General features: G+C 59.8%; 19 protein-coding genes. 9 read left to right on the top strand and 10 right to left on the bottom strand.

Annotated features, from left to right (window positions below):
• Positions 1-38: 38 nt before the first annotated feature.
• On the bottom strand, positions 39-797 hold the full coding sequence (locus EYC95_RS13955; protein ID WP_077749886.1) for an SDR family oxidoreductase: 759 nt from the start codon (positions 795-797) through the stop codon (positions 39-41).
• A gap of 166 nt (positions 798-963) precedes the next feature.
• On the opposite strand from EYC95_RS13955, the gene EYC95_RS13950 reads away from it, so the two are divergent.
• The 4 genes from EYC95_RS13950 (at position 964) to groL (ending at position 4,472) form a co-directional block, all read left to right on the top strand.
• Positions 964-1,695 carry a HugZ family protein gene (locus EYC95_RS13950; protein WP_131060869.1) on the top strand — a complete coding sequence of 244 codons (732 nt, stop codon included), beginning with the start codon at positions 964-966 and terminating at the stop codon, positions 1,693-1,695.
• A gap of 66 nt (positions 1,696-1,761) precedes the next feature.
• Positions 1,762-2,238, top strand: a complete 477-nt coding sequence (locus tag EYC95_RS13945) for an FxsA family protein (protein WP_131060868.1) — start codon at positions 1,762-1,764, stop codon at positions 2,236-2,238.
• Positions 2,239-2,485: 247 nt separating this feature from the next.
• Positions 2,486-2,779, top strand: coding sequence for a co-chaperone GroES (locus tag EYC95_RS13940; protein WP_007948593.1), 294 nt, complete (start codon positions 2,486-2,488; stop codon positions 2,777-2,779).
• Between the two features lie 49 nt (positions 2,780-2,828).
• Positions 2,829-4,472 carry a chaperonin GroEL gene (groL, locus tag EYC95_RS13935; protein ID WP_129438004.1) on the top strand — a complete coding sequence of 548 codons (1,644 nt, stop codon included), beginning with the start codon at positions 2,829-2,831 and terminating at the stop codon, positions 4,470-4,472.
• 174 nt (positions 4,473-4,646) lie between these two features.
• On the opposite strand, the gene EYC95_RS13930 is transcribed toward groL, so the two are convergent.
• The gene (locus EYC95_RS13930) at positions 4,647-5,390 is read right to left on the bottom strand and encodes a phosphatase PAP2 family protein (RefSeq protein WP_131060867.1); all 744 of its coding nucleotides are present in this window, start codon (positions 5,388-5,390) and stop codon (positions 4,647-4,649) included.
• 219 nt (positions 5,391-5,609) lie between these two features.
• Here EYC95_RS13930 and colR point away from each other — a divergent pair, with 219 nt between their 5' ends.
• From colR to EYC95_RS13905, 5 genes are all read left to right on the top strand, one after another.
• Positions 5,610-6,293, top strand: coding sequence for a two-component system response regulator ColR (gene colR, locus EYC95_RS13925; RefSeq protein ID WP_007938890.1), 684 nt, complete (start codon positions 5,610-5,612; stop codon positions 6,291-6,293).
• A complete protein-coding gene (locus EYC95_RS13920) occupies positions 6,283-7,557 on the top strand; it encodes a HAMP domain-containing sensor histidine kinase (protein ID WP_131060866.1) in 1,275 nt (424 codons plus the stop codon). The genes colR and EYC95_RS13920 overlap by 11 nt, the downstream gene beginning before the upstream one ends.
• A 157-nt stretch (positions 7,558-7,714) precedes the next feature.
• A complete protein-coding gene (locus tag EYC95_RS13915) occupies positions 7,715-8,383 on the top strand; it encodes a class I SAM-dependent methyltransferase (RefSeq protein ID WP_131060941.1) in 669 nt (222 codons plus the stop codon).
• Between the two features lie 4 nt (positions 8,384-8,387).
• Entirely contained in the window at positions 8,388-9,101 is a 714-nt protein-coding gene (locus EYC95_RS13910; protein ID WP_131060865.1) for a lipopolysaccharide kinase InaA family protein, read from the top strand.
• 2 nt (positions 9,102-9,103) lie between these two features.
• Positions 9,104-9,331 (top strand): hypothetical protein, encoded by a 228-nt coding sequence (locus tag EYC95_RS13905; protein WP_131060864.1) that lies wholly within the window; start codon positions 9,104-9,106, stop codon positions 9,329-9,331.
• Between the two features lie 189 nt (positions 9,332-9,520).
• On the opposite strand, the gene EYC95_RS13900 is transcribed toward EYC95_RS13905, so the two are convergent.
• From EYC95_RS13900 to EYC95_RS30160, 8 genes are all read right to left on the bottom strand, one after another.
• On the bottom strand, positions 9,521-12,556 hold the full coding sequence (locus EYC95_RS13900) for a multidrug efflux RND transporter permease subunit (RefSeq protein WP_131060863.1): 3,036 nt from the start codon (positions 12,554-12,556) through the stop codon (positions 9,521-9,523).
• A gap of 13 nt (positions 12,557-12,569) precedes the next feature.
• Positions 12,570-13,718, bottom strand: coding sequence for an efflux RND transporter periplasmic adaptor subunit (locus EYC95_RS13895; RefSeq protein ID WP_131060862.1), 1,149 nt, complete (start codon positions 13,716-13,718; stop codon positions 12,570-12,572).
• Positions 13,719-13,924: 206 nt separating this feature from the next.
• A complete protein-coding gene (locus EYC95_RS13890; protein WP_131060861.1) occupies positions 13,925-15,022 on the bottom strand; it encodes a DUF1513 domain-containing protein in 1,098 nt (365 codons plus the stop codon).
• A 14-nt stretch (positions 15,023-15,036) separates the two neighbouring features.
• Entirely contained in the window at positions 15,037-16,101 is a 1,065-nt protein-coding gene (locus EYC95_RS13885) for an imelysin family protein (RefSeq protein ID WP_131060860.1), read from the bottom strand.
• 26 nt (positions 16,102-16,127) lie between these two features.
• Positions 16,128-17,555, bottom strand: coding sequence for a di-heme oxidoredictase family protein (locus EYC95_RS13880; protein ID WP_131060859.1), 1,428 nt, complete (start codon positions 17,553-17,555; stop codon positions 16,128-16,130).
• A gap of 245 nt (positions 17,556-17,800) precedes the next feature.
• The gene (locus EYC95_RS13870; RefSeq protein ID WP_131060857.1) at positions 17,801-19,150 is read right to left on the bottom strand and encodes an imelysin family protein; all 1,350 of its coding nucleotides are present in this window, start codon (positions 19,148-19,150) and stop codon (positions 17,801-17,803) included.
• Between the two features lie 233 nt (positions 19,151-19,383).
• Positions 19,384-21,435, bottom strand: a complete 2,052-nt coding sequence (locus tag EYC95_RS13865) for a bifunctional diguanylate cyclase/phosphodiesterase (RefSeq protein ID WP_131060856.1) — start codon at positions 21,433-21,435, stop codon at positions 19,384-19,386.
• Between the two features lie 4 nt (positions 21,436-21,439).
• Positions 21,440-21,799, bottom strand: a complete 360-nt coding sequence (locus tag EYC95_RS30160; protein ID WP_165557459.1) for a hypothetical protein — start codon at positions 21,797-21,799, stop codon at positions 21,440-21,442.
• Positions 21,800-21,978 lie beyond the last annotated feature (179 nt).

Genomic DNA, 21,978 nt, shown 5'->3' with positions numbered 1-21,978 from the left:
CGAGCAAGCCCGCTCCCACATTGGTTTTGCGGTGTTGGTTAGATCCGCAACCCACCATCCATTTCCAGAATCCGGCCGGTGTAGTAGTCGTTCTCGAAAATGTACGCCGCCGAATGGGCGATCTCTTCCGGTTTGCCCATGCGCTTGAGCGGAATCCCGGCCGTCATCTTCTCCAAGGCTTCAGGCTTCATGCCCAACGTCATCTCGGTTTCGATAAAGCCCGGCGCAATGCCCGCCACGCGAATGCCATAACGCGCCAGTTCCTTGGCCCAGGTTACGGTCGCCGCAGCCACGCCAGCCTTGGCGGCGGAGTAGTTGGTCTGGCCGACGTTGCCGGCACGGGAGATCGAGGAGATATTGATGATCGCGCCACTGTTGTTCAGCTCGACCATTTTTGCCGCGACTTCACGGGTACACAGGAACACGCCAGTCAGGTTGACGTCGATGACGGCCTGCCATTGGGCCAGGCTCATCTTGGTCATTTCGCCATCCTTGACCTTCAGTAGCAGGCCGTCGCGCAGGATCCCGGCGTTGTTGATCAGGCCATGAATCGCGCCGAAATCTTCGGCCACCTGGGCGACCATGTGCGTCACTTGCTCTTCATTGGCGACGTTGCACAGGTAAGCGCGAGCCTCTACGCCCTTGGCTTTGCACGCCGCGACGGTGTCGTCGAGCTTTTCCTGGTTCAGGTCCACCAGCGCCAGCTTCGCGCCTTTACCCGCGAAATACTCGGCCATGGAACGGCCTAAACCCTGGCAACCGCCCGTGATAATGATTACTTTGTCAGTGAGTTGCATTCGCATGCCCCAATAGCAGGTTCAGAGTGGTTTCCTTCCTAGAGGGCCTCTCGATCTGCACCTGATGTGGTCTGGTTGCACATGAGAACTGCCCCGATGGCGTCCTGGAACTTATCCCCAGGCGCCTGTCCGTTTTTTCGACGGATTCTATATAAGGAGTCATAAATTGAGCGTTGAAGCGGCCAAGAATGCCCGAGAATTGCTTCTCAAGGAATACCGTGGGGTGCTGTCGACGCACTCCAAGTCGATGCCCGGCTTCCCGTTTGGCTCCGTGGTTCCGTACTGTCTGGACGAACAGGGCCGGCCGCTGATCCTTATCAGCCGTATCGCCCAGCACACGCATAACCTGCAGAAAGATTCGAAATGCTCACTGTTTGTGGGCGAACGCGGGGCCGAAGACGTGCAAGCCGTTGGTCGCCTGACCTACCTCGCCGAGGCAGAAAAGCTCGAGGATGAGGCCGCCATCGAAGCGGCGGCTGACCGTTACTACCGCTATTTCCCGGATTCGCAGAGCTACCACAAGGCCCACGATTTCGATTTCTGGGTACTCAAGCCCGTGCGCCACCGCTACATCGGCGGTTTCGGCGCGATTCACTGGGTCGATCAGCTGACCCTGGCCAACCCGTTCGCCGGCAAGGCCGAACTGAGCATGGTCGAGCACATGAATGCCGATCACGCCAAAGCCATCGCTCACTACGTCGAACTGGCGGGGCTGCCGAAAACCGAGCCGGCGCAACTGGCGGGCATCGACACCGAAGGCATGCACCTGCGCATAGGTCAGGCCCTGTATTGGCTACCGTTTCAAGCGCCTTGTAATACGCCGACACAAGTGCGGGAAGCCTTGGTTTTCCTGGCTCACGCCGAGCATTGGCCGAAAAATGAAGTGGCCGATGCTTGAATTCACGAAACGGCGACGTCATCTAGGGAAGACTGGCAAGGCATTCTTGCGTTGAGGAACCATTTGATGCGCCCTTTTTTATTGCTCTTTGTACTGTTTCCGGTGTTGGAGCTGTTCGTATTCGTCAAGGTCAGCGGGGCCATCGGGTTTTTCCCGGCCCTGCTGCTGATCATTCTCGGCTCGATGCTCGGCGTTTTCGTGCTGCGTATCGCCGGTCTGGCCACCGCGTTGCGTGCTCGTGAAAGCCTGAACCGCGGCGAGCTGCCGGCCCAGACCATGCTGGAAGGTTTGATGCTGGCCCTGGCGGGCGGTCTGTTGATCCTGCCGGGCTTCGTTACTGATGTTCTGGGTCTGATCATGCTGCTGCCGATCTCCCGTCGATTGCTGGCCAATAAAATGCGCCAGCGCGCCGAAGAGGCGGCGATCCGTCAGCGTGCGTTCGCCGACGATCTTCAGCCAGGTAGCGGTCCTGCTCAACGCGCGCCGCTGGGCCGTGAGCCCAACGTGATCGAAGGCGAGTTCGAACACCGCGATTCCAAGTAAAGCGTTTCAGCTGCACGGCACCTTCGGGTGTCGTGTTCGTTTTCAGGGCATTGATGCAAAAAATTTCAATCCCCGCCCTTGTAATAAGCTTATGCGCCCTTATGTAACGGTCACCGCAAGGTTTCTGGCGATCATGCCAGACAGACTTCCGCGGTTCGCTTGACGAACCGCACCCGGCACCGCCGGATTTGTTAAACCCGCCGGGAATACACCGGCCGATGAAAACCACAATTAGGAGAGATCGACAATGAAGCTTCGTCCTCTGCATGACCGCGTCGTCGTCCGTCGCAGCGAAGAAGAAAAGAAAACCGCTGGCGGTATCGTCCTGCCAGGTTCGGCTGCTGAAAAGCCAAACCAGGGCGAAGTCCTCGCTGTAGGCCCAGGCAAAGTTCTGGACAACGGTGAAGTGCGTGCGCTGTCCGTGAAAGTGGGTGACAAGGTTGTGTTCGGCCCTTACTCCGGCAGCAACACTGTGAAAGTTGACGGCGAAGACCTGCTGGTCATCGGCGAAAGCGAAATCCTCGCTGTCGTCGAAGGCTGATTCCCCGCTCATTTTCCCGCTACTACAAAGTATTTAAGGAATATCGATCATGGCTGCTAAAGAAGTTAAATTCGGCGATTCCGCCCGTAAGAAAATGCTCGCCGGTGTCAACGTCCTGGCTGACGCAGTAAAAGCGACCCTGGGCCCTAAAGGCCGTAACGTGATCATCGAGAAGAGCTTCGGCGCTCCGACCATCACCAAGGATGGCGTTTCCGTAGCAAAAGAAATCGAGCTGAAAGATCGCTTCGAAAACATGGGCGCGCAGCTGGTCAAAGACGTTGCCTCCCGTGCCAACGATGACGCAGGCGACGGCACCACCACCGCCACCGTTCTGGCTCAGTCGATCGTCAACGAAGGCCTGAAAGCCGTCGCTGCCGGCATGAACCCGATGGACCTCAAGCGCGGTATCGACAAAGCGACCATCGCTATCGTCAAAGAGCTGAAAGCCCTGTCCAAGCCTTGCGCTGACACCAAGGCCATCGCTCAGGTCGGCACCATCTCGGCCAACTCCGACAACTCCATCGGCGACATCATTGCCGAAGCCATGGAAAAAGTCGGTAAAGAAGGCGTGATCACCGTTGAAGAAGGCTCGGGCCTGGAAAACGAACTGTCGGTTGTTGAAGGCATGCAGTTCGACCGTGGTTACCTGTCCCCGTACTTCGTCAACAAGCCAGAGACCATGACTGCCGAGCTGGACGGTCCGCTGATCCTGCTGGTCGACAAGAAAATCTCGAACATCCGTGAACTGCTGCCAGTACTGGAAGCCGTTGCCAAAGCAGGTCGTCCACTGTTGATCGTGAGCGAAGACGTTGAGGGCGAAGCCCTGGCGACTCTGGTTGTGAACAACATGCGCGGTATCGTCAAAGTGGTTGCCGTCAAGGCTCCAGGCTTTGGTGACCGTCGCAAGGCCATGCTGCAGGACATCGCTGTCCTGACCGGCGGTACCGTTATCTCCGAAGAAATCGGTCTGAGCCTGGAAAGCGCTACCCTGGAACACCTGGGTAATGCCAAGCGCGTAGCCGTCACCAAGGAAAACACCACCGTCATCGACGGCGCCGGCGTTGAAGCTGATATCCAGGCTCGCGTTCTGCAAATCCGTCAGCAAGTGGCCGACACTTCGTCCGACTACGACCGTGAAAAACTGCAAGAGCGTCTGGCCAAGCTGTCCGGCGGCGTTGCAGTGATCAAGGTTGGCGCTGGTTCCGAAGTTGAAATGAAAGAGAAGAAAGCCCGCGTTGAAGACGCCCTGCACGCTACTCGTGCAGCCGTTGAAGAAGGCGTGGTACCTGGCGGTGGCGTAGCGCTGATTCGCGCTCTGCAAGCCATCAGCGAACTGAAAGGCGACAACGCTGATCAGAACGTCGGTATTGCTGTACTGCGTCGCGCTATCGAATCGCCACTGCGTCAGATCGTTGCCAACTCCGGCGACGAGCCAAGCGTAGTCGTCGACAAGGTCAAGCAAGGTTCGGGTAACTTCGGTTACAACGCTGCTACCGGCGAATACGGCGACATGATCGAAATGGGCATCCTCGACCCTACCAAAGTGACTCGCTCTGCTCTGCAGGCTGCGGCGTCCATTGGTGGCTTGATGCTGACCACCGAAGCCATGATCGCTGATGCTCCGGACGACAAACCAGCTGGCGGCGGCATGCCAGACATGGGCGGTATGGGCGGCATGGGCGGCATGATGTAAGCCAGCCTTACCCCGTACGTAAAAACCCCGCCGGCGATGAGCCAGCGGGGTTTTTTATTGCCCGTCGCAAAGATGTGTTGTTTGTGAGGGCCTCTTCGCGGGCAAGCCTCGCTCCTACTGCTAACGGTGCGCCACGCTCTTGTAGGAGCGAGGCTTGCCCGCGAAGGCGTCAGTTCAAACGCCGACCGGTTCTGCCTTGCTAACCTGATCTGCCTTCGCTTCCGGTCGGTACAGGATGTAGTAATACGACCCCAGACAAATCAACCAGCAAAAAATCGCCGTCCACACGTTATGCGAAAAGAAGTGCGCCCCCTGCATCATCCGGCTCACGGAAAACAGCGTCCCGAGTGCAAACGCAAACACAAACGCCTGGCGCGCCAGACGCGGACGCCGGTCACGCAGTACAAAGAACAGCGCAAACAGCGTAAACCCGGTTGCCGCATGACCCCCAGGCCAGCAGCGGCCAGGCTTGTCGGTGGGCGGGCGCGGGCTGAGCAGTTCGCTGTAGGTTTCGTGGCCGCCGAATTGCTCGAGACTCCACGGGCATTGCACCGCCGTCACCGCTTTGACCGGCGTCACGAACGAGGTCGCCAGCGCCAGAGACAACACCAGGCAGCCCAGTTCCCGTTTGAACGGTTTGAGCCTGTCCACGAAAAAGGTGCCCATGAAGCCGAAGATGGCAAACACCGAAAACGCGATGACCACTTGCTTGGCGCGGTCATGCAGAATGTTTTCAAGGAAGTAACTGTGGCGCCCGATGAAATCCCCGGCGACCGGGTCGTAGAACAGTTTGGCCAGGTTCATGTCCAGGGACGTCAATTCGAGCAGCAGCAGAATGATCGCCGCAGTGGCAGGTACGCCCAGGCACACCCAAAAGTTGAGTGGTCTGGAAGCGGGGCGGGCAGCGGTCGAAGCCATGGCAATTCCTTGGTCGGTGAAGGGGTCTGGAGAGCGCATCCGCGCGGAGTCTGAGCCCGGTGCTGTCGTCAGCGTGTGAATCGATAGTGAAAAACTTGTTAAGCCGTCATCGGCTTTTTCAATCGGATTTACAACTGCACGCAGTCCTAGCCCTGAGCCAGACTTGGCCTTAAGCTGCGCGGGCCATGACGGCCGTTACTGTGTACGGAGGAGGTGCCCATGCGAATTTTATTGGTTGAAGACAACCGCGATATCCTGGCCAATCTGGCCGATTACCTGGGGCTCAAAGGCTACACCGTGGATTGCGCGCAGGACGGTTTGTCGGGCCTGCACCTGGCGGCCACCGAGCACTACGACTTGATCGTGCTCGACATCATGTTGCCCGGCATCGACGGCTACACCCTGTGCAAACGCCTGCGCGAAGACGCCCGTCGTGACACGCCGGTGATCATGCTCACCGCGCGCGATCAGCTGGATGACCGGCTGCAAGGTTTCAAGTCCGGTGCCGATGACTACCTGATCAAGCCGTTCGCCCTGTCCGAACTGGCGGCGCGCATCGAGGCGGTCATGCGTCGTGCCCAGGGTGGCGGTCGTCGAGCCTTGCAGGTTGGCGATTTGAGCTACGACCTCGACACCCTGGAGGTGACCCGCGAAGGTCGTCTGCTGAAACTCAACCCGGTCGGCCTGAAGTTGCTGGCGGTGCTGATGCAGAAAAGCCCGCATGTACTGCGCCGCGAAATTCTCGAAGAGGCCCTGTGGGGCGATGACTGCCCGGACAGCGACAGCCTGCGCAGTCACGTCCATCAACTGCGTCAGGTGATCGACAAGCCATTCGCCAAGCCTTTGCTGCACACCGTGCACGGTGTGGGCTATCGCTTGGCCGAGGGCCGAGATGGAGTTTAAGCAGAGCCTTGCCCAGCGGATCATCATCGCTTTTGCGTTGATGAGCGCACTGGTGGCGGGCGCCTTCGCCATGGGCATCGTGGCGACCGTTCACCTGGTGGAAGAAAAGCTGATTTCGGCCGGGCTGGGTGGCGATTTGCAGCGTCTGTTGCTGATGGACAGCGTCTCGGACTGGAGCCATCGCCCCGAGCCGGACCAGCTGTTCTATTTCAGCGGCGGGCCGGGGGACTTCGAGTTGCCCAAGGATTTGCGGCACCTGGACTCCGGTTTCCACGAGGTCTTTCGCGAGCAACTGTCGTATCACGCGATGGTCGAAATCGTCGATGGCCGGCGGTACGTATTGCTGCAGGACCAAAGCGATTTCGAAGAGCGTGAGCGGGTGCTGTTTGCCGTGGTGCTGGTGGGCTTCGTGCTGAGCCTGGCCCTGGCGGTCTTTCTCGGCTGGGTCCTGGCGCGCAAAGTGATGGCGCCGGTGGTGCGGCTGGCCCGCCAAGTGCGTCATCGCGATCAATTGCTGGGGCTGGCGCCGCCTTTGGCACCGGATTATGCCGCCGATGAAGTGGGCGAGCTGGCCGTTGCCTTCGACGCCACCCTTGGGCGTCTGCGACAGGCGTTGACCCGTGAGCGATTGTTTACCAGTGACGTCAGCCACGAACTGCGCACGCCGTTGATGGTGCTGGCCAGTTCCTGTGAGCTGCTCCTGGAAAACCCCGGTATCGACCAGCGCGGCCGTGCCCAGGTCGAGCGAATCGCCCGTGCGTGCGCAGAGATGCGCGAGTTGGTGCAAACGTTTCTGATGTTGGCCCGAACCCAACGAGAAGACGCCAGCATCGCGCCGCAGCAGACGCTGAGTCAGATCGCCGACGGGCTGCTCAACCAGTGGCGCGAACCGATTGAAGCCAAGGGCCTGAATTTGATCTTCGAGCCGGGCAATCCACTGGGCACGTGCTACAACGCAACCCTCTTGCACGCCGTGATGGGCAACCTGTTGCGTAACGCACTGCATTACACCGAACACGGTTTCATCCGCTTGACCCTCACGGACACGGGGTTCACGGTTGAGGACAGCGGTGTGGGCATTCCCGAGGAAAAACGCGAGGCGATGTTCGAACCTTTCGTGCGCGGCAGCGAAAAGCGCGGCGAGGGGCTGGGTCTTGGGCTGTCACTGGTGCAACGGATCTGTGAGAACCAGGGCTGGAACGTCAGCCTGACCAACATGGAGCCCAATGGCTGTCGTTTTGAAGTGGCGTTGAGTCAAGGATAGCGGTGCTCAGAAATCGAGACGTCGAGCCAAGACTGCACTCTGAAAAACCTTGAAATAATTGCGCGTTTACATAACAATTTTTTCACAAAGGTATGACCTGACGCTGACACTACGCTACCTAAGGTAGATGTCATCAGAAGTACAGGAGACCTTGATGATGGACGGCCCGATCAAACTGGATTTTTCCGAAAAATACGACGATCAACACGCTCAACGATACTTGCGAAAGCATCAGGATGGCCTCGGCCGTCGACTGTCCCACTGGCGGGACGAGCAGTTGGCGCGAAAGGCGTTGGCGCTGGTCGGTGAGCCTGGGCTGGTCCTTGATTTGCCTTGCGGTGCGGGGCGTTTCTGGCCATTGCTGGCGGAAAAGGCCAACCGCGCGATCATCGGGGCCGACAACTCCGAGTCAATGCTGAAGATTGCCACCCAGGCGCAACCTGCCGACGTGGTAAAGCGGGTACAACCCTTGCTCACTTCTGCATTCGACATCGCCTTGCCCGACAACGCCGTCGACAGCATTTTCTGCATGCGTTTGCTGCATCACATCGGTGAAGCCGAGCATCGACTGGCCATCCTGCGCGAATTTGAACGAGTCACGCGTGACAGCGTGATCCTCTCGTTGTGGGTGGACGGCAATTTCAAAGCCTGGAAACGCAAACGCTTAGAGCAGCGGCGTGGGCAGGAAGGTTACCAAAACCGATTTGTGTTACCGGCGGCCACGGTAGAAAAGGAGTTCGAGCAAGCGGGGTTCCGTATTCAGGAACAACTGGACTTTTTACCGCTCTATGCCATGTGGCGAGTTTACGTATTACGCAAGAGGTAACAGGATGGCAGTGCAATGTGCAGCAGAAACGGATGTCGCTTCTCAGGACCGCTTCGACTATTTCTGGAATCAGCGCGGTGAATGGGTAGAAGAACCCAACGTCCGTCGCGGTGGAGAAAGTGGCGTGGAGCGTGTCATGGGCAGTGATGGCCAGCTGCTCTACGCCAAGCGGCAGACCGGGCATATCTATCGCAGCTGGCAGCACCCGTTCGGCCGCCCGACCGTGTTGCGCGAGCAGGATGCGCTCATTGGCCTGCGCGCGCTTGATGTGCGAGTTCCGGAAATCGTTTTCTGCGGCGCACAACGCGACCCCGTGCACAAATGGCGCGCATTGCTGGTGACCAAGTCGCTGGACGGCTTTGAGGAGCTCGAACACTGGTACGCCGGCGGCGGTCGCGAGCGCCACGGCGAGGTGGTGCATGATCGCGTCTTGAAGGAACTGGCCGACAATCTGGCCCGCATGCACAAGGGCCGTTGGCAGCACAGCTGCATCTATATCAAGCACGTATTCGTGCGGGTTACCGGCGAAGACGACTCGGCCAAGGTCGAGATTGCCTTGATCGACCTGGAGAAGTGCCGACAGCGTTTGACCGCCTATCGCGCGGCCGCCCATGACCTGAAGCAACTGCGTCGCCACTCGTCGTTCAGCACGACAGACTGGCGCAAACTCGTCTATTTTTATGAGACGGCGTTTGGCAGCGCTATCAAAGGTTTATAGCAATGAAACTAGAAATTGCGCGAGGTGTTTTTTTGATAGGAGCCTTGGCAGTTGCTTCATTGGCGGTGGCGGCGTGGGAGCAGCCCCGCACGCAAGTCCTCAGTTCAGTGAGCGCTGATGCTCACTGTCCGTTGCCACGGGTTGCCAGGGCATCCGTGGCATCCCAACCCGATCATGATTTATTGCTGTTCATGTTCGGACTTTCTCAAGGAATGAGGCCACAGAGTTGAACAGATTGAAGCCCAAATAAAAGGCCTCGCCAAAATGCGAGGCCTTTTTTTGTGCCCGAATTTCAATCCCCACACCGTCCAGTGTGGGAGCAAGCCTGCTGGCGATGGCGGTGTGTCATTCAACACAATGCTGAATAGCGGACCGCTATCGTCGGAACGCCGCCCGGAGCCGGCTCACTCCCACAGGGGTTATGGGTTCGCTTTAGAGTCGGGTTTGGCCAGCAAGGTGTAGATGCAAGGCAGCACGAACAATGTGAAGAGCGTCCCGATCGACATCCCTGTGGCGATCACCATCCCGATATCGAACCGGCTGACCGCCCCCGCGCCCGTGGCGATGATCAACGGCACCATGCCGAACACCATTGCCGCCGTGGTCATCAACACCGGACGCAGCCGAATCGCCGCCGCTTCTTCCACCGCCTCGCGTGGGGTCAGGCCTTTCTCTTTACGCAGCTGATTGGCGAACTCGACGATCAGAATGCCGTGCTTGCTGATCAGCCCGATCAAGGTCACTAACCCCACCTGGGTATAAATGTTCATGCTCGACCAACCCAGGAACAGCGGAATCAACGCGCCGCAGATCGACAGCGGCACGGTCACCAGAATTACCAGCGGATCGCGGAAGCTTTCGAACTGGGCCGCCAGCACCAGAAAAATGATCGCCAGTGCCAGGGCGAAGGTCACCCACAGCGCGCTGCCTTCCTGAACGTATTGCCGCGACGCGCCGGCGTAATCCATGGCGAAACCGGCCGGCGCTTCTTCCAGCGTGATCTGCCGCACGGTGTCGATGGCTTCACCCATGCTGACCAGCGGCACCCCGGACAGGATCGCCGAGTTGAGTTGCTGGAACTGGTTCAACTGCCGTGGACGCGCGCGGTCGGAAACGGTGATCAGGGTCGACAGGGCCAGCAGTTCGCCCTGGGTGTTCTTCACGTAATAGTTGTTCAACCAGTCCGGGTTGTCCCGGAAAGGTCGTTCGACCTGAGCGATGACTTTGTAGCTGCGACCCTCAATGGTGAAACGGTTGATCTCCGCCTGTCCCAGCAACGTCGCCAGTGTTCCACCGAGGTCCTGCATGGACACGCCCATCTGTGCGGCCTTGGCACGGTCGATATCCACGACCACTTCGGGTTTGTCGAAGGCCAGGTCGACGTCGACGAAGGCGAACTTGCCGGACTCCATCGCCCGTTTTTTCACCCGGTCCATCACTTGCAGCAGCGCTTCGTAATCGTTGGCCGTGTTGATGACGAACTGAAACGGCAACCCTTCGCCAGTGCCCGGCAGGGAGGGCAGGTTGAAGCCGAAGATCTGCAAACCCGAGATGCTCTCCAGTTTGCGCTGGACCTCGGGCAGGATTGCCATCTGCGTGCGGTCGCGTTCGTTCCACGGCTTGAGCAGGAAACCACCAATCCCCGATTGCACGCCGCTGAATCCATTGATCTGGAACGAGGAGTAGTACTCGGGAAACTCCTTGAAAATCGTGATGAATTCGTCGGTGTAGGTGTTCAGGTAGTCGAGGTTGGCCGGTTGCGGGGCGTTGGCCAACATGAAAATGATGCCCTGATCCTCGTCGGGAGCGAGTTCCGACTTGGTGAACTTGAGTAGTACCGGAATCAGGCACAGCACGATCACCGCAAACACCAGCACCACCGGCCGGGTGTTGAGGGTGCCGTGGAGCATGCTTTGGTATCGGCGCTTGAGGCCTTCGAAAATCAGGTCCAGGCGATGGGCCAGACCGCTCGGGTTTTCATCGTGGCGCAGGAGCAGGGCGCACATCATCGGCGACAGGGTCAGTGCGACCACGCCAGAAATTACCACCGCGCCGGCCAGCGTAAGGGCGAACTCCTTGAACAGCGCCCCCGTGAGCCCGGTCAGGAAGCCGATGGGTGCATACACGGCCGCGAGGGTGATGGTCATCGAGACCACCGGCATGGCAATCTCCCGGGCGCCCTCGAGGGCCGCATCCAGCGGCGTCTTGCCTTCCTCGATGTGCCGGTGAATGTTTTCCACCACCACAATGGCATCGTCCACCACCAGCCCGATGGCCAGCACCATCGCCAGCAGAGTGAGCAAGTTGATCGAGTACCCCATCATCTGCATGAAGAACATCACGCCGATCATCGACAGCGGAATGGTCACCACCGGGATCACCACCGAACGCAGCGCCCCGAGAAACAGAAACACCACCACGATCACGATCAGCACGGCTTCGAAGAGGGTTTTCACCACTTCGTCGATCGAGGCCTGGATGAACAGCGTGGCGTCGTAGGCGATTTCACCCTTGAGGTTCGGCGGCAGCTGGGCTTCCAGGTCCGGCATGATCTTGCGCACTTCCTTAATCACGTCCAGCGGGTTGGCGCCCGGCGTGGCCTTGATGCCGATGTACACCGAGGGGGTGCCACCAAAGGAACTGATGGAATCGTAGTTTTCCGCGCCCATCTCGACTCGCGCGACATCGCTGAGCAGCACGCGACTGTCGCCATCGACCTTGAGTGGAATCGCGGCAAACGCTTCAGCGGATTTCAGTTCGGTGTTGGCGTTGATGCTGGTAACGACGTACTCGCCTTTCACTTCACCGGCGGCGGAGAGGAAGTTGTACTGGCGCACCGCGTTGGTCACGTCGCTGGCGCTGAGGCCGAAACCGGCCAGCTTCACCGGGTCCAGCCACAGGCGCATGGCGAACACCTGGTTGCCGAGAATCTCGGCTTCAGCCATGCCCGGCAAGGTCGCCAGTTTCGGCTGGATGACCCGCGACAGGTAGTCGGTAATCTGCGGGTTGCTCAGTTCCTTGCTGAAGAAACTGATGTACATGAGCGCCGAGGCATCGGCGGCTTCCTTGCTCAGCACCGGGTCTTCGGCGTCCTGAGGCAGCTGGTTCTTCACCTCGTTGGCCTTGGCCAGCAGTTCGGTGAACAAGCGGTCGCTGTTGGCGCCAATGCGCGCGTAGATTGAGATCACCGAGAAGTTCTGGCGACTGACCGAAGTCATGTAATCGATACCCTCGGCGCTGGCCAGGCTTTGCTGCATCGGTTGGGTGATGTAGCCCTGAATGGTTTCGGCGTTGGCCCCGGGGTATGCCGTGGTCACCGTGATCAGGGCGTTTTCCATTTGCGGGTATTGGCGCAGCGGCAGCTTGCTCCAGGCCTGGAAGCCCAGCAGCACAATCAACAGGCTGACCACGGTGGCGAGCACCGGGCGGCGGATGAACGGGTCGGTAAAAGCCATGTGGATTCCTTGATCAGTCAGCGCGAGGCTGGCTGCTCTTCTCGGCTAGGGTCTTGTCGTCGCTGATGGCAATGTGTGCGCCGTTGTCCAGTTTGATCTGACCGGCCGTGACCACTTTTTCGCCGTTCTGCACGCCTTTGGTAATCATCACCAGCCCGTCGCGGCGCTCGCCGGTTTCGATGAAACGCCGTTCGGCGATCAGGATCGGCTGGCCGTTGTCGTCTTTTTCGAGGCTGCCGTCTTCGGCTTTTTTCTGCGCGACGACGTAGAGCGAGTTGCCGTACAGCGTGTACGTGATCGCGCTTTCCGGCACGACGATGCGCAGCTGCGGGTCGGGCAGCATCACTTGCAGGCTGGCGAACATGCCCGGCAGCAGTTTGCCGTCAGGGTTGGCCAGGGTCGCGCGGACCTGCACGTTGCGGGTGCTGTTTTCGACTTTCGGGTTGATTGCGCTGATGGTGCCGGGGAAGGTCTGTGTCGGGTAGGCCGAGACTATGATCTGCACCGACTGGCCGACGCCGATCTTCGGCACCGACTGCTCGGGCACAAAGAAATCGACGTAGAGGCTGCTGATGTCTTGCAGGGTGGCGATCATGGTGCCGCTGGCGACGTAGTCGCCGACATCGACCTGACGAATACCGATGGTGCCGCTGAACGGGGCGAGAATGCGCTTTTTCGCCAGCGATGCCTTGAGCTGGTTAACCGTGGCCTGATCCTTTTTCATGATCGCCGTGAGTCGGTCGAACTCACCTTTGGAGATCGCCTGGCTGCCCACCAGTTGGCTGCCGCGGTTGTAATTCACTGTCGACAGCCCGAGGTCCGCCATCGCGGTTTCCAGCAACGCCTTTTCCACGCCGCTGTCGAGCTGCACGATCGGCTGGCCGGCCTTGACCTGCTGCCCGGACTCGAACTGCACATCCATGACGGTGCCGGCAATCTCCAGGCTCAGGTCGACCCCTTGCAGCGCCTTGAGGGTGCCGACGCTTGGCAGGCGGGCTTGCCACGGGCGTTCGGCGGCAGTAGCCGCGGCGACACTGATCGGCGGTTTCGGCGCGGAAAAGCCTTGGATCATCGTGTAGATGGAGAAGGCTTTGTAACCGGCCAGGACCAGCACGATCAGCAGAACAACACCCAACATGATCAGCATGCGGCGACGCAGCATATTTCCACTTCCTTGGAGAAAATCAGGTGAGACAGTGGGGCACATTACTCCGAGTGTGGCGGTGAATCCAACTGCCACTTATTACAGGATGGCGCAAAACCTGTAGGAGCGAAGCTTGCTCGCGAAAGCGGTGTATCAGTCAGCATTTAAGTTGGCCGACATACCGCTTTCGCGAGCAAGCTTCGCTCCTACAAGGGGCGGGGGAGTCAGATGAGGTGCAGGTGGTTGTCCCAGAGCCCTGCGGGAAGATCGAGCGGTTTTGCAACCAGATTTGTCTGGCGGCAATCGTAGTACCGGCAGCGTCCCTGACCCGACGTCACGACAAACCCATCCGCCACCGCACCCACCCCGGCGCAATCGGGAAGCGGCGCATCCAGTCGCACTTCGCCGCTGTCCATGTCCCAGATAAAAAAGCGGTTGCCCCGTGGCGCGGTCAACGCGATCAGCCGCAACTCACTGTGGACCGCAACGCTGGCGGTGTAATGCCCCATCGCCTGCAACTGATGCTCGGGCACCGGAAACGCCACGAACGGTTGCCCGGGACGTTTGATCGCCAGCAGTTCCGAAGACTCGTGGGACGGTCCCATGAACTGCTGACCGGCGACGATGGTGCCGTCGCTGGCGATTCCCAAATGCCGTACGCTGTTCATCTGCTGGGCGAGGGTTTCCTTGCTCAGCAGGGTGCCGTCGCGTTGCATCAACACCAGGCTCGGCTCCATGGCATTGAGGTTCATCTCGACCCGGCTTTCCGCCTCGGTGCGAATGCCGCCGTTGGCCACCACCAGCGTCTCGCCATCCGGCATCCACGACACCTGATGCGGGCCGATGCCGTGGGTAGAAATCTCACCGCTGTGCACCAGCCGTTCACCTTCGAACTTGTATACGCCCAACAGACCGCGACCCGGATCGGAGGTGTCGTTTTCGGTGGCGTACAGCCAGTCGCCGCTCTTGTGAATCACCGCGTGACCGTAGAAATGCCGGTTCGGCAACGAAACCACGGTTTGCAGCAGCGCGCCGTCGCGCAGGTCGATCAGGTAACTCTCGGTGCCTGGGCGGCGGGCGATGAACAGTGCGATCGGCAGCGTCGGGTGGTTGATGATGTCGTGGCAACGCTGGCCGACCTGGGTGGCAAACACCCGGGTGCCGTCCAGCCGATAACCGACGGCGTAATGCTTGCCGTCGCCATCGTCCCGCGCCGAAAGCAGCAGCGGGCTTTTGTCCTTTTGCTTGAACAGCGTCCAGCCGCCCAGTGTCACTGCTCCCAGCAGCAAACTACCTAAAGTCAGAGCCTGACGTCGCAGCATGGCACTCGCCCTCATCAGTCACCGTCGTTGGCGTTGAAGCCCAGTTGGATGCCCAGCGCCTTGGCCAGTTCGCCTTCGTGCAGGCGATGGACGACGTTGAGGCTGTCGTAGATATCGTTGAGTTGCTGGCGACCGGCATCGTCGTTGAGCATCTCGGTCAGCGGACGCTGATTGCTGGCGAACAGTTTCAGGGACGCGGCGTAAGCGGCATCGATCTTGTCGGCCAACGGTTTCTGCTCGCTTGGCAACAGGCCGCGCAGGCCTTTGTTGTCGACGCCTTCCCACACGGTTCTGGCGGCGGCGAGGCTGGCTTCAAGGCCCGTCAGGGACGACTGGCTGCGCCATGCATCGGCCTGGAACGGTTGCGGTACGCCCTTGCTCTGGCGGCCCATCGGCGTGCCGAGTTTTTTCTTCAAAGTGTCGAGGGCGGTGACCTGCACACGCAGCAGATCGGCGATAGCCTCGTGGGAGTCGGCGTAGCGCTGGTTGGGGAATTTGCTCATCTGCGCGAGCATGCCGTCGGTGTTGTTCCAGCTTTGCAGAATCTCTTCGGCCAGCAGTTTCTGACGCTCGCCAATCGCCTTCAGCAGTGGGCAGTACTTGGCTTTTTGCGCGTCGTTGGCCACGTCCGGCTTGCTGTCGAACAGAATGTATTCATAGGCCGAGAGGCCTTGCACCACAACGCTGGACTTGGCCAGGGCGGCGGCATCGATCTGCGGCTGCGCGGTGACCAGCTGCTCGACCTGACGGCCGACCAGGTTTTTCTTGTCCGGCCAGAACTGCACCTGCCAGGCGCGATTGCCTTCGGCCAGCGGCCCGATCAGCAGCGGTTGCAACTCGGCCCAGGCTTTCTGTGCGTGCAGGAAGTCGGCGCGGGCGGTGTCGAGGTTTTCCTTGCCTTCGCAGTAGGCGAGCGCACTGACGGCCAATTGGCGGTCGGCTTCAACCCAACGGGTGTAGGTCGGCAGGATCACCGATTTGGCGATGGCGGCCGAGGTAACGGCTTGCGGGTCCTGTGGCGAGCAAGCGCCGAGGGCGAGTGCGGCAAGGCTGGTGAACAACAATTTGGGACGGAACATGTCGGGCTCCCGCTATGGAATACGTATTAAAGGGAATTCAAAAACGCCAGCAACGCAGCGCGCTGCTCGGCATTGAAAGACAAAACCTGTTGCTGGGCCGCTTGCGCTTCGCCGCCATGCCAGAGCACGGCTTCAAGCAGATTGCGCGCGCGGCCGTCATGCAAGAACTGGGTGTGCCCACTGACCGCCTGCGTCAGGCCGATGCCCCACAACGGCGGGGTGCGCCAGTCGCGGCCACTGGCCTGGAATTCGCTGCGGTTGTCGGCCAGACCGTCGCCCATGTCGTGCAGCAGCAGATCGCTGTAAGGGCGAATCACTTGATTCGCCAATTCAGGTTCGGCGGCGTTGGCGGCGGTGGTGTATTTCGGTGTGTGACAGGATTGGCATCCGGCCTGGAAAAACAGGTTCTTGCCGGCCAGCACTTCGGGCGCGTTGACGTCGCGCCGGGCCGGTACAGCCAGGTTGCGGCTGTAGAACAGCACCAGGCGCAGGATGTTATCGCTGACTTCCGGATCGCCATTCGGGCCGTTGCCGTTCGGCGCCTGTTTGCACGCGGTTTGCGCGTCGGTGCAGTCGTCGATGGGCCTCAGGCTGGTGGTCAGGCCCATGTCGCCGGAAAACGCGTGAACGTTCTGTTGATTGAGGTTCGGTTGCCCGGCTTTCCAGCCGAAGCGGCCGAGAACGGTCTTCTGCTGCGTGTCGTCCCAGACCCGGTTCGGACGTCCGGCGATGCCGTTTTTATCCTTGGCCTGAGCTTCGGCGTTGGCCAGGATCGCCTCGTCGGGGATGGCTTCGAGCAAGCCCAGGCCAATCATCGGCGGGGCCACGCGCGCCGAGAAACGGGTGTCGGGGTGCATCGGGCCGTAACCCAGCTGGGTAATGTTCAGGCTGGGCTTGCGTAACTCGATTTCGGTGCCGTCCTTGAAACGGACCGGCACGGGCGCGTAATCGACGCGTACTTTGCCTTCCGGGGTCACGCCGGGCACGGCCATGTCCTGGAACTGACCGCCGTAGACCGGCTCGGGGACCACGCCGAGCTGCTCGATGACTTTGGCATAGGCAGGCGCGTCCGGGATCGACAGGCGCACCAGCATCGATACCGCGTTCACTGCATCGGGCGTCGGCGGATGACCGCGGCCGTCCTTGATGTGGCAGCCCTGACAGGCGTTGGTATTGAACAGGGGACCGAGGCCGTCCCGGGCGGTGGTGGTCGAGGGGGCGATCACCCAGGGGTTGCGGAAGAAGCTGTTGCCGACGCTGAAATCCACGCGCCGAGACGGCGACAGGTTCGCGGAGGGCAGGGAGAAGGAATTCTGATCGGTCTTGCGCACGGTCGCTGCGCCACCGGACCGGGCTTCACCGGGTTCGGCCTTGGTAAAACGCGGGGCGTCATCGCAGGCACTCAGGCCCAGGGCCAGAAACAGTGCGGACAAGCGAAGAAGCAGCGAGGGCATCAGACATCCTGCAAGACGAGCAAAACAAGGGCGCAAAGTCTAACAGGGCAGGGGAGATTGAATAAGAGGAATTATCGTTTGGTTGATGTGCATCAGTTGATCGTTCCCACGCTCTGCGTGGGAATGCAGCCCGTGACGCTCTGCGTCACATCAAACGCCGAACGTCCGTTGAGGCATTCCCACGCAGAGCGTGGGAACGATCGGCGACCCGAAGGTCGCCTCTTTAGTCACTCAGCCAGCGTTGATCAGAACTCGTGATCAGCGTTGTCCGGGTTCAGGTCGGTGATGCCCAGTTTGCCAGCGGCGGCTTCGATCGAACCGGTCTGCTTGACCAGGGATGCGATAGCGTCACGGACGATCTGGTTGCCAGCGGTGTTGCCGGCGGCGATCAGCTGGTCGTAGTGCTCACCCTTGTTGGCGTGATCGACGATGACCTGCATTTTGGCTTCGGTGGCGGCCAGGTCGGCTTTCAGCGCGGTGTCGGCAGCCGGGTCGGCCTTGGCCACCAGGGACGACAGGCTGGCGCCGGTCATTTTGGTGCCGTCGACGCGGGTGTATTCGCCCAGGTAGACGTTACGAACGCCCTTGGCATCGTAGAACTGCGAGTTATGGGTGTTGTCGCTGAAGCAATCGTGTTCGTCTTCAGGGGAGTTGGCTTCCAGGGAAACCTTCATGCGCTCGCCCGCCAGTTCGCCCAAGGACAGGCTGCCCATGCCGAACAGCATTTTGCGCAGGCCGGTATCAACCGGTTCCGCTTCCAGAGTGGCGCGGTAGTTGTCGGCCACGTTCGGCTTCCAGTTACCGACCATTTCTTCCAGGTCGCTGACCAGCAACTGGGTCACGGACTTCAGGTAAGCGCGACGACGATCGTTGTGACCGCCAGTGGCGCCTTTGCCTTCCAGGTAATCGGAGGCTGGACGGTTGCCGGCGCCAGGGCCGGTGCCGTTCAGGTCCTGGCCCCAGAGCAGAAATTCGATGGCGTGGTAGCCGGTGGCGACGTTGGCCTCGGAACCGCCCAGCTCGTTCAGGCTGGCGAGTTTTTCCGGGGTGATGTCTTTGACGTCGATCTTGTCTTCGCCGACCTGAACCTGGACGTTGGCGATGATATTGGCCGTGGCGCCCGGGTTACCCAGTGCGTGCTCGTAGGACTTGTCGACGTAGTCGATCAGGCCTTCGTCCAGTGGCCAGGCGTTCACCTGACCTTCCCAGTCGTCGATGATGGTGTTGCCGAAGCGGAACACTTCGCTCTGCAGGTAAGGAACGCGGGCAGCAACCCAGGCAGCCTTTGCGGCTTTCAGGGTGGCGGCGTTCGGCTTGGCGAGGAAGGCGTCGACGGCGGTTTGCAGGGTTTTCGCGGTGGATTCGGCATCGCTGTAAACGGCGAAGACGATGTCGGCGTAATGCGCGACAACGGCTTTGGCGGCGGCTTCGTCGACTTTGCTGGTAGCGGCAGGGGCGGCTGCTGGAGCAGCAGCGGTGCTGGCAGCTGGCGTCGGCGCAGGCGCAGCGGCGGTCTTGTCTTTGCCTTCGCCACAACCGGCGAGGGAAATAGCGATGGCCAACAGACTGGCGGTAGCCAGAGGCATACGAATCATGGCGAACATCCTGCTTCGAGAGGGGGTGGTATGGCGCAGCGAGTGCGCAAAACTGCGACATAATGCAAATCTTTCGCATTATGTGTAAAGGGTTGTAGCTGGAAATATTTCTTATTCACACGAGTTGTGTCGTGGATCAAAAGATCGCAGCCTCGTTTCACTCGACAGCTGCTACAGAAGCACAAGGACCCGTAGCAGCTGTCGAGTGAAACGAGGCTGCGATCTTTTGATATCTACAAAATAGCCGCGTTACTGCGCTGTGCCTGTTTCAGGTAGGCACTCAATTCCCGTGCCGGCAGCGGCTTGCTGTAGTGATAGCCCTGACCTTCGTGGCAGCCTTCGGAGATGATGTAGGCTTCTTGCTCGGCGGTTTCCACGCCTTCGGCAATCACCTGCATGCCCAGGCTCTTGCCCAGCTGGATGATCGCCCGAACGATGGTGGCATCGTCGTCGTCATCGAGCAGGTCCTGCACAAAGCTCTTGTCGATCTTGATCTTGTCCAGCGGCAGGCTTTTCAGATAGCTCAAGGACGAATAACCGGTGCCGAAATCGTCGATCGCAATCAATGCGCCGGAGCGACGCAGGCTCAACAGATGCTGGGCGGCGGTGCTGATGTCTTCCATCAGGCCGGTTTCGGTAACTTCCAGTTCCAGGCTGCGAGGAGGAAGGCGGTACATCTGCAGCAGGTTGTTGACCACCCGCGGCAGCTCGGCGTGGTGCAGTTGTACCGTGGACAGGTTCACCGCCATGCGCAGATCGCTGAAACCCTGGTCATGCCATTCGCGCAATTGTTTGCAGGCCTGATCCAGCACCCATTCGCCGATGGCGATGATGGTGCCGTTCTGTTCGGCCAACGGGATGAACAGGTCGGGCGGCACCAGGCCATGCTCGGGATGCTGCCAGCGAATCAGCGCCTCGACGCCCACCACCCGGTGATCGCGGTAGCTGATCTGCGGTTGGTAGACCAGGTAGAACTGGTCCCGGCGCAGGGCGTCGCGCAGGTCTTTTTCCAGTTCCCGGCGGCGGCGCATCTCGGTGTCGACGCTGGCGATGTAGAACTGATAACGGTTGCGCGAGCGGGTTTTCGCCAGCGTCATGGTCTGCTCGGCTTTTTGCAGCAGTTTCTCGGTCCTGTCGCCGTCTTCGGGAAACAGGGTGATGCCGATGGTCGCGCGCAGGCGGATTTCCTGATGATCGAGGGCAAACGCCGCTTCCAGATCATCGAGAATGCTTTGCGCCAGTTCGGCGGCTTCATAAGGTTGTTCGATATCGGCCTGGACCAGGGCGAACTGATCGCCACCGAGACGGGCGAGGGCGCAGAGGCGACCACTGTGAGCGCGCAGGCGATCGGCCAGGGCCAGCAGCAGCTGGTCGCCGGTCTGATAGCTGAACTGTTCGTTGATGCCTTTGAAGTCGTCCAGACCCACTACCAGCACCGCAACCCGACGTTGCAATTTACCGGCGTCGACCAGGATCTTGTCCAGTTGCTGCTGCAATTGCTGACGGTTCGGCAGACCGGTGAGGAAGTCGTACTGGGCCATGCGCAGCAGGCTGTTTTCCGCTTCGTGGCGCAGGCGGGTGTTGCGTTCGATGGATTCGAGCAACTGGTTGGCGGTGTTGATCCAGATACCCAGTTCGTTCTTTTCGTGGCCCTTGAGCAGCGGAATTTTGTGTGCGCTGGGGCGGTCCGGATTGATTTCGGTCAGGTGTTCAATGATTCGCGACAGCGGTTTGGTCAGCAGCCAGTGGTAGACCAGGTACAGCACCAGGCCCATGGCCAGGGCGCGTAACACGCCGGAGATGAAGATGATCACCGAGAGGACTATGAAACCCTGACCGTAGGTGGCGGTGTCGAGGGTGATGCTCAGGTCGCCGTAATATTCGCTGTACGGGCCGCGACCTACCAGTTGGGTGGTGAAGGTGCGCTCTTTGCCGAGGATCAGGTCGGTCAGCCAGCGGCTGTTTGAATGCTGCAACTCACGGGACTTTTGCGCGAGCATGGCTTCGTTGGGATGGCCGATGGAGGCCTGGCGCACGGCGGCGTCCTGGAACAGGCCTTCGATGACTTGCATGCCCATTTCCCGGTCCAGGCTGTAGACGGCCTGGGTGGAGGGGTCGCGGAACATGTCGAGGATGCGCTCGGCATCGCTGGCCACGGCCTGGCGTGTTTTATAGGCATCGAAAACGATCTGCGCGCAGCTCAAGACCACGCCGACGATCAATGCCGACAGGAGCACGACCCGGAGCAACTTCACCGACAAGCTGTTCTTGAGTTCCAGCTTCAAAGGGTTATTCCTTGTTCCGTGCGGGTAGCATCAAGTTGCCATGAGTATTGGCAATCCCGTGATGGCAGTCAAAGGGACAATCAATCTCAGGGTTTTTTGCCGGTAGCTTGGCAGAAATGCTGTTGTTTTGAGTATTTGCCCTATTAGTACTGTGTCGGTAGTGGGGTCCTTCAACTTGAGGGGGATTGGGACTATTTTTCCGTTTGTTGATGGTAGCCTGCTGTGGCGTGGGGGCAAGGGGCTGAATGCTGGTTTCATTGTCGGACATTGGCCTGGTTTCTGCGGGTGTACACATTTCTACTGTGGGAGTGAGCCTGCTCGCGATGGCGGCCTGGTAGCCGACCAGTCTCTTGCTGGTGTACATATCCATTCCTGCGGTAACGGCGGCTGGCGGTTTCGCCCTTACGGCGAGGCACTTGTGCGCCCAGCATGGGCGCCATCCTAGAGGTGAAAGTCCTCTCTTGAGCTGGCCACAGCGAATGAAGCGAAGCGCAACTGCATGAGGGCGACCGAGTGTGGGAAGGAAGCGTGGAACGTAAACCG

The sequence above is a fragment of the Pseudomonas sp. BGI-2 genome, assembly GCF_004310295.1.
In the GTDB taxonomy this organism is placed as follows: Bacteria; Pseudomonadota; Gammaproteobacteria; order Pseudomonadales; family Pseudomonadaceae; genus Aquipseudomonas.
This window is presented reverse-complemented; position numbering and strand designations above follow the sequence as displayed.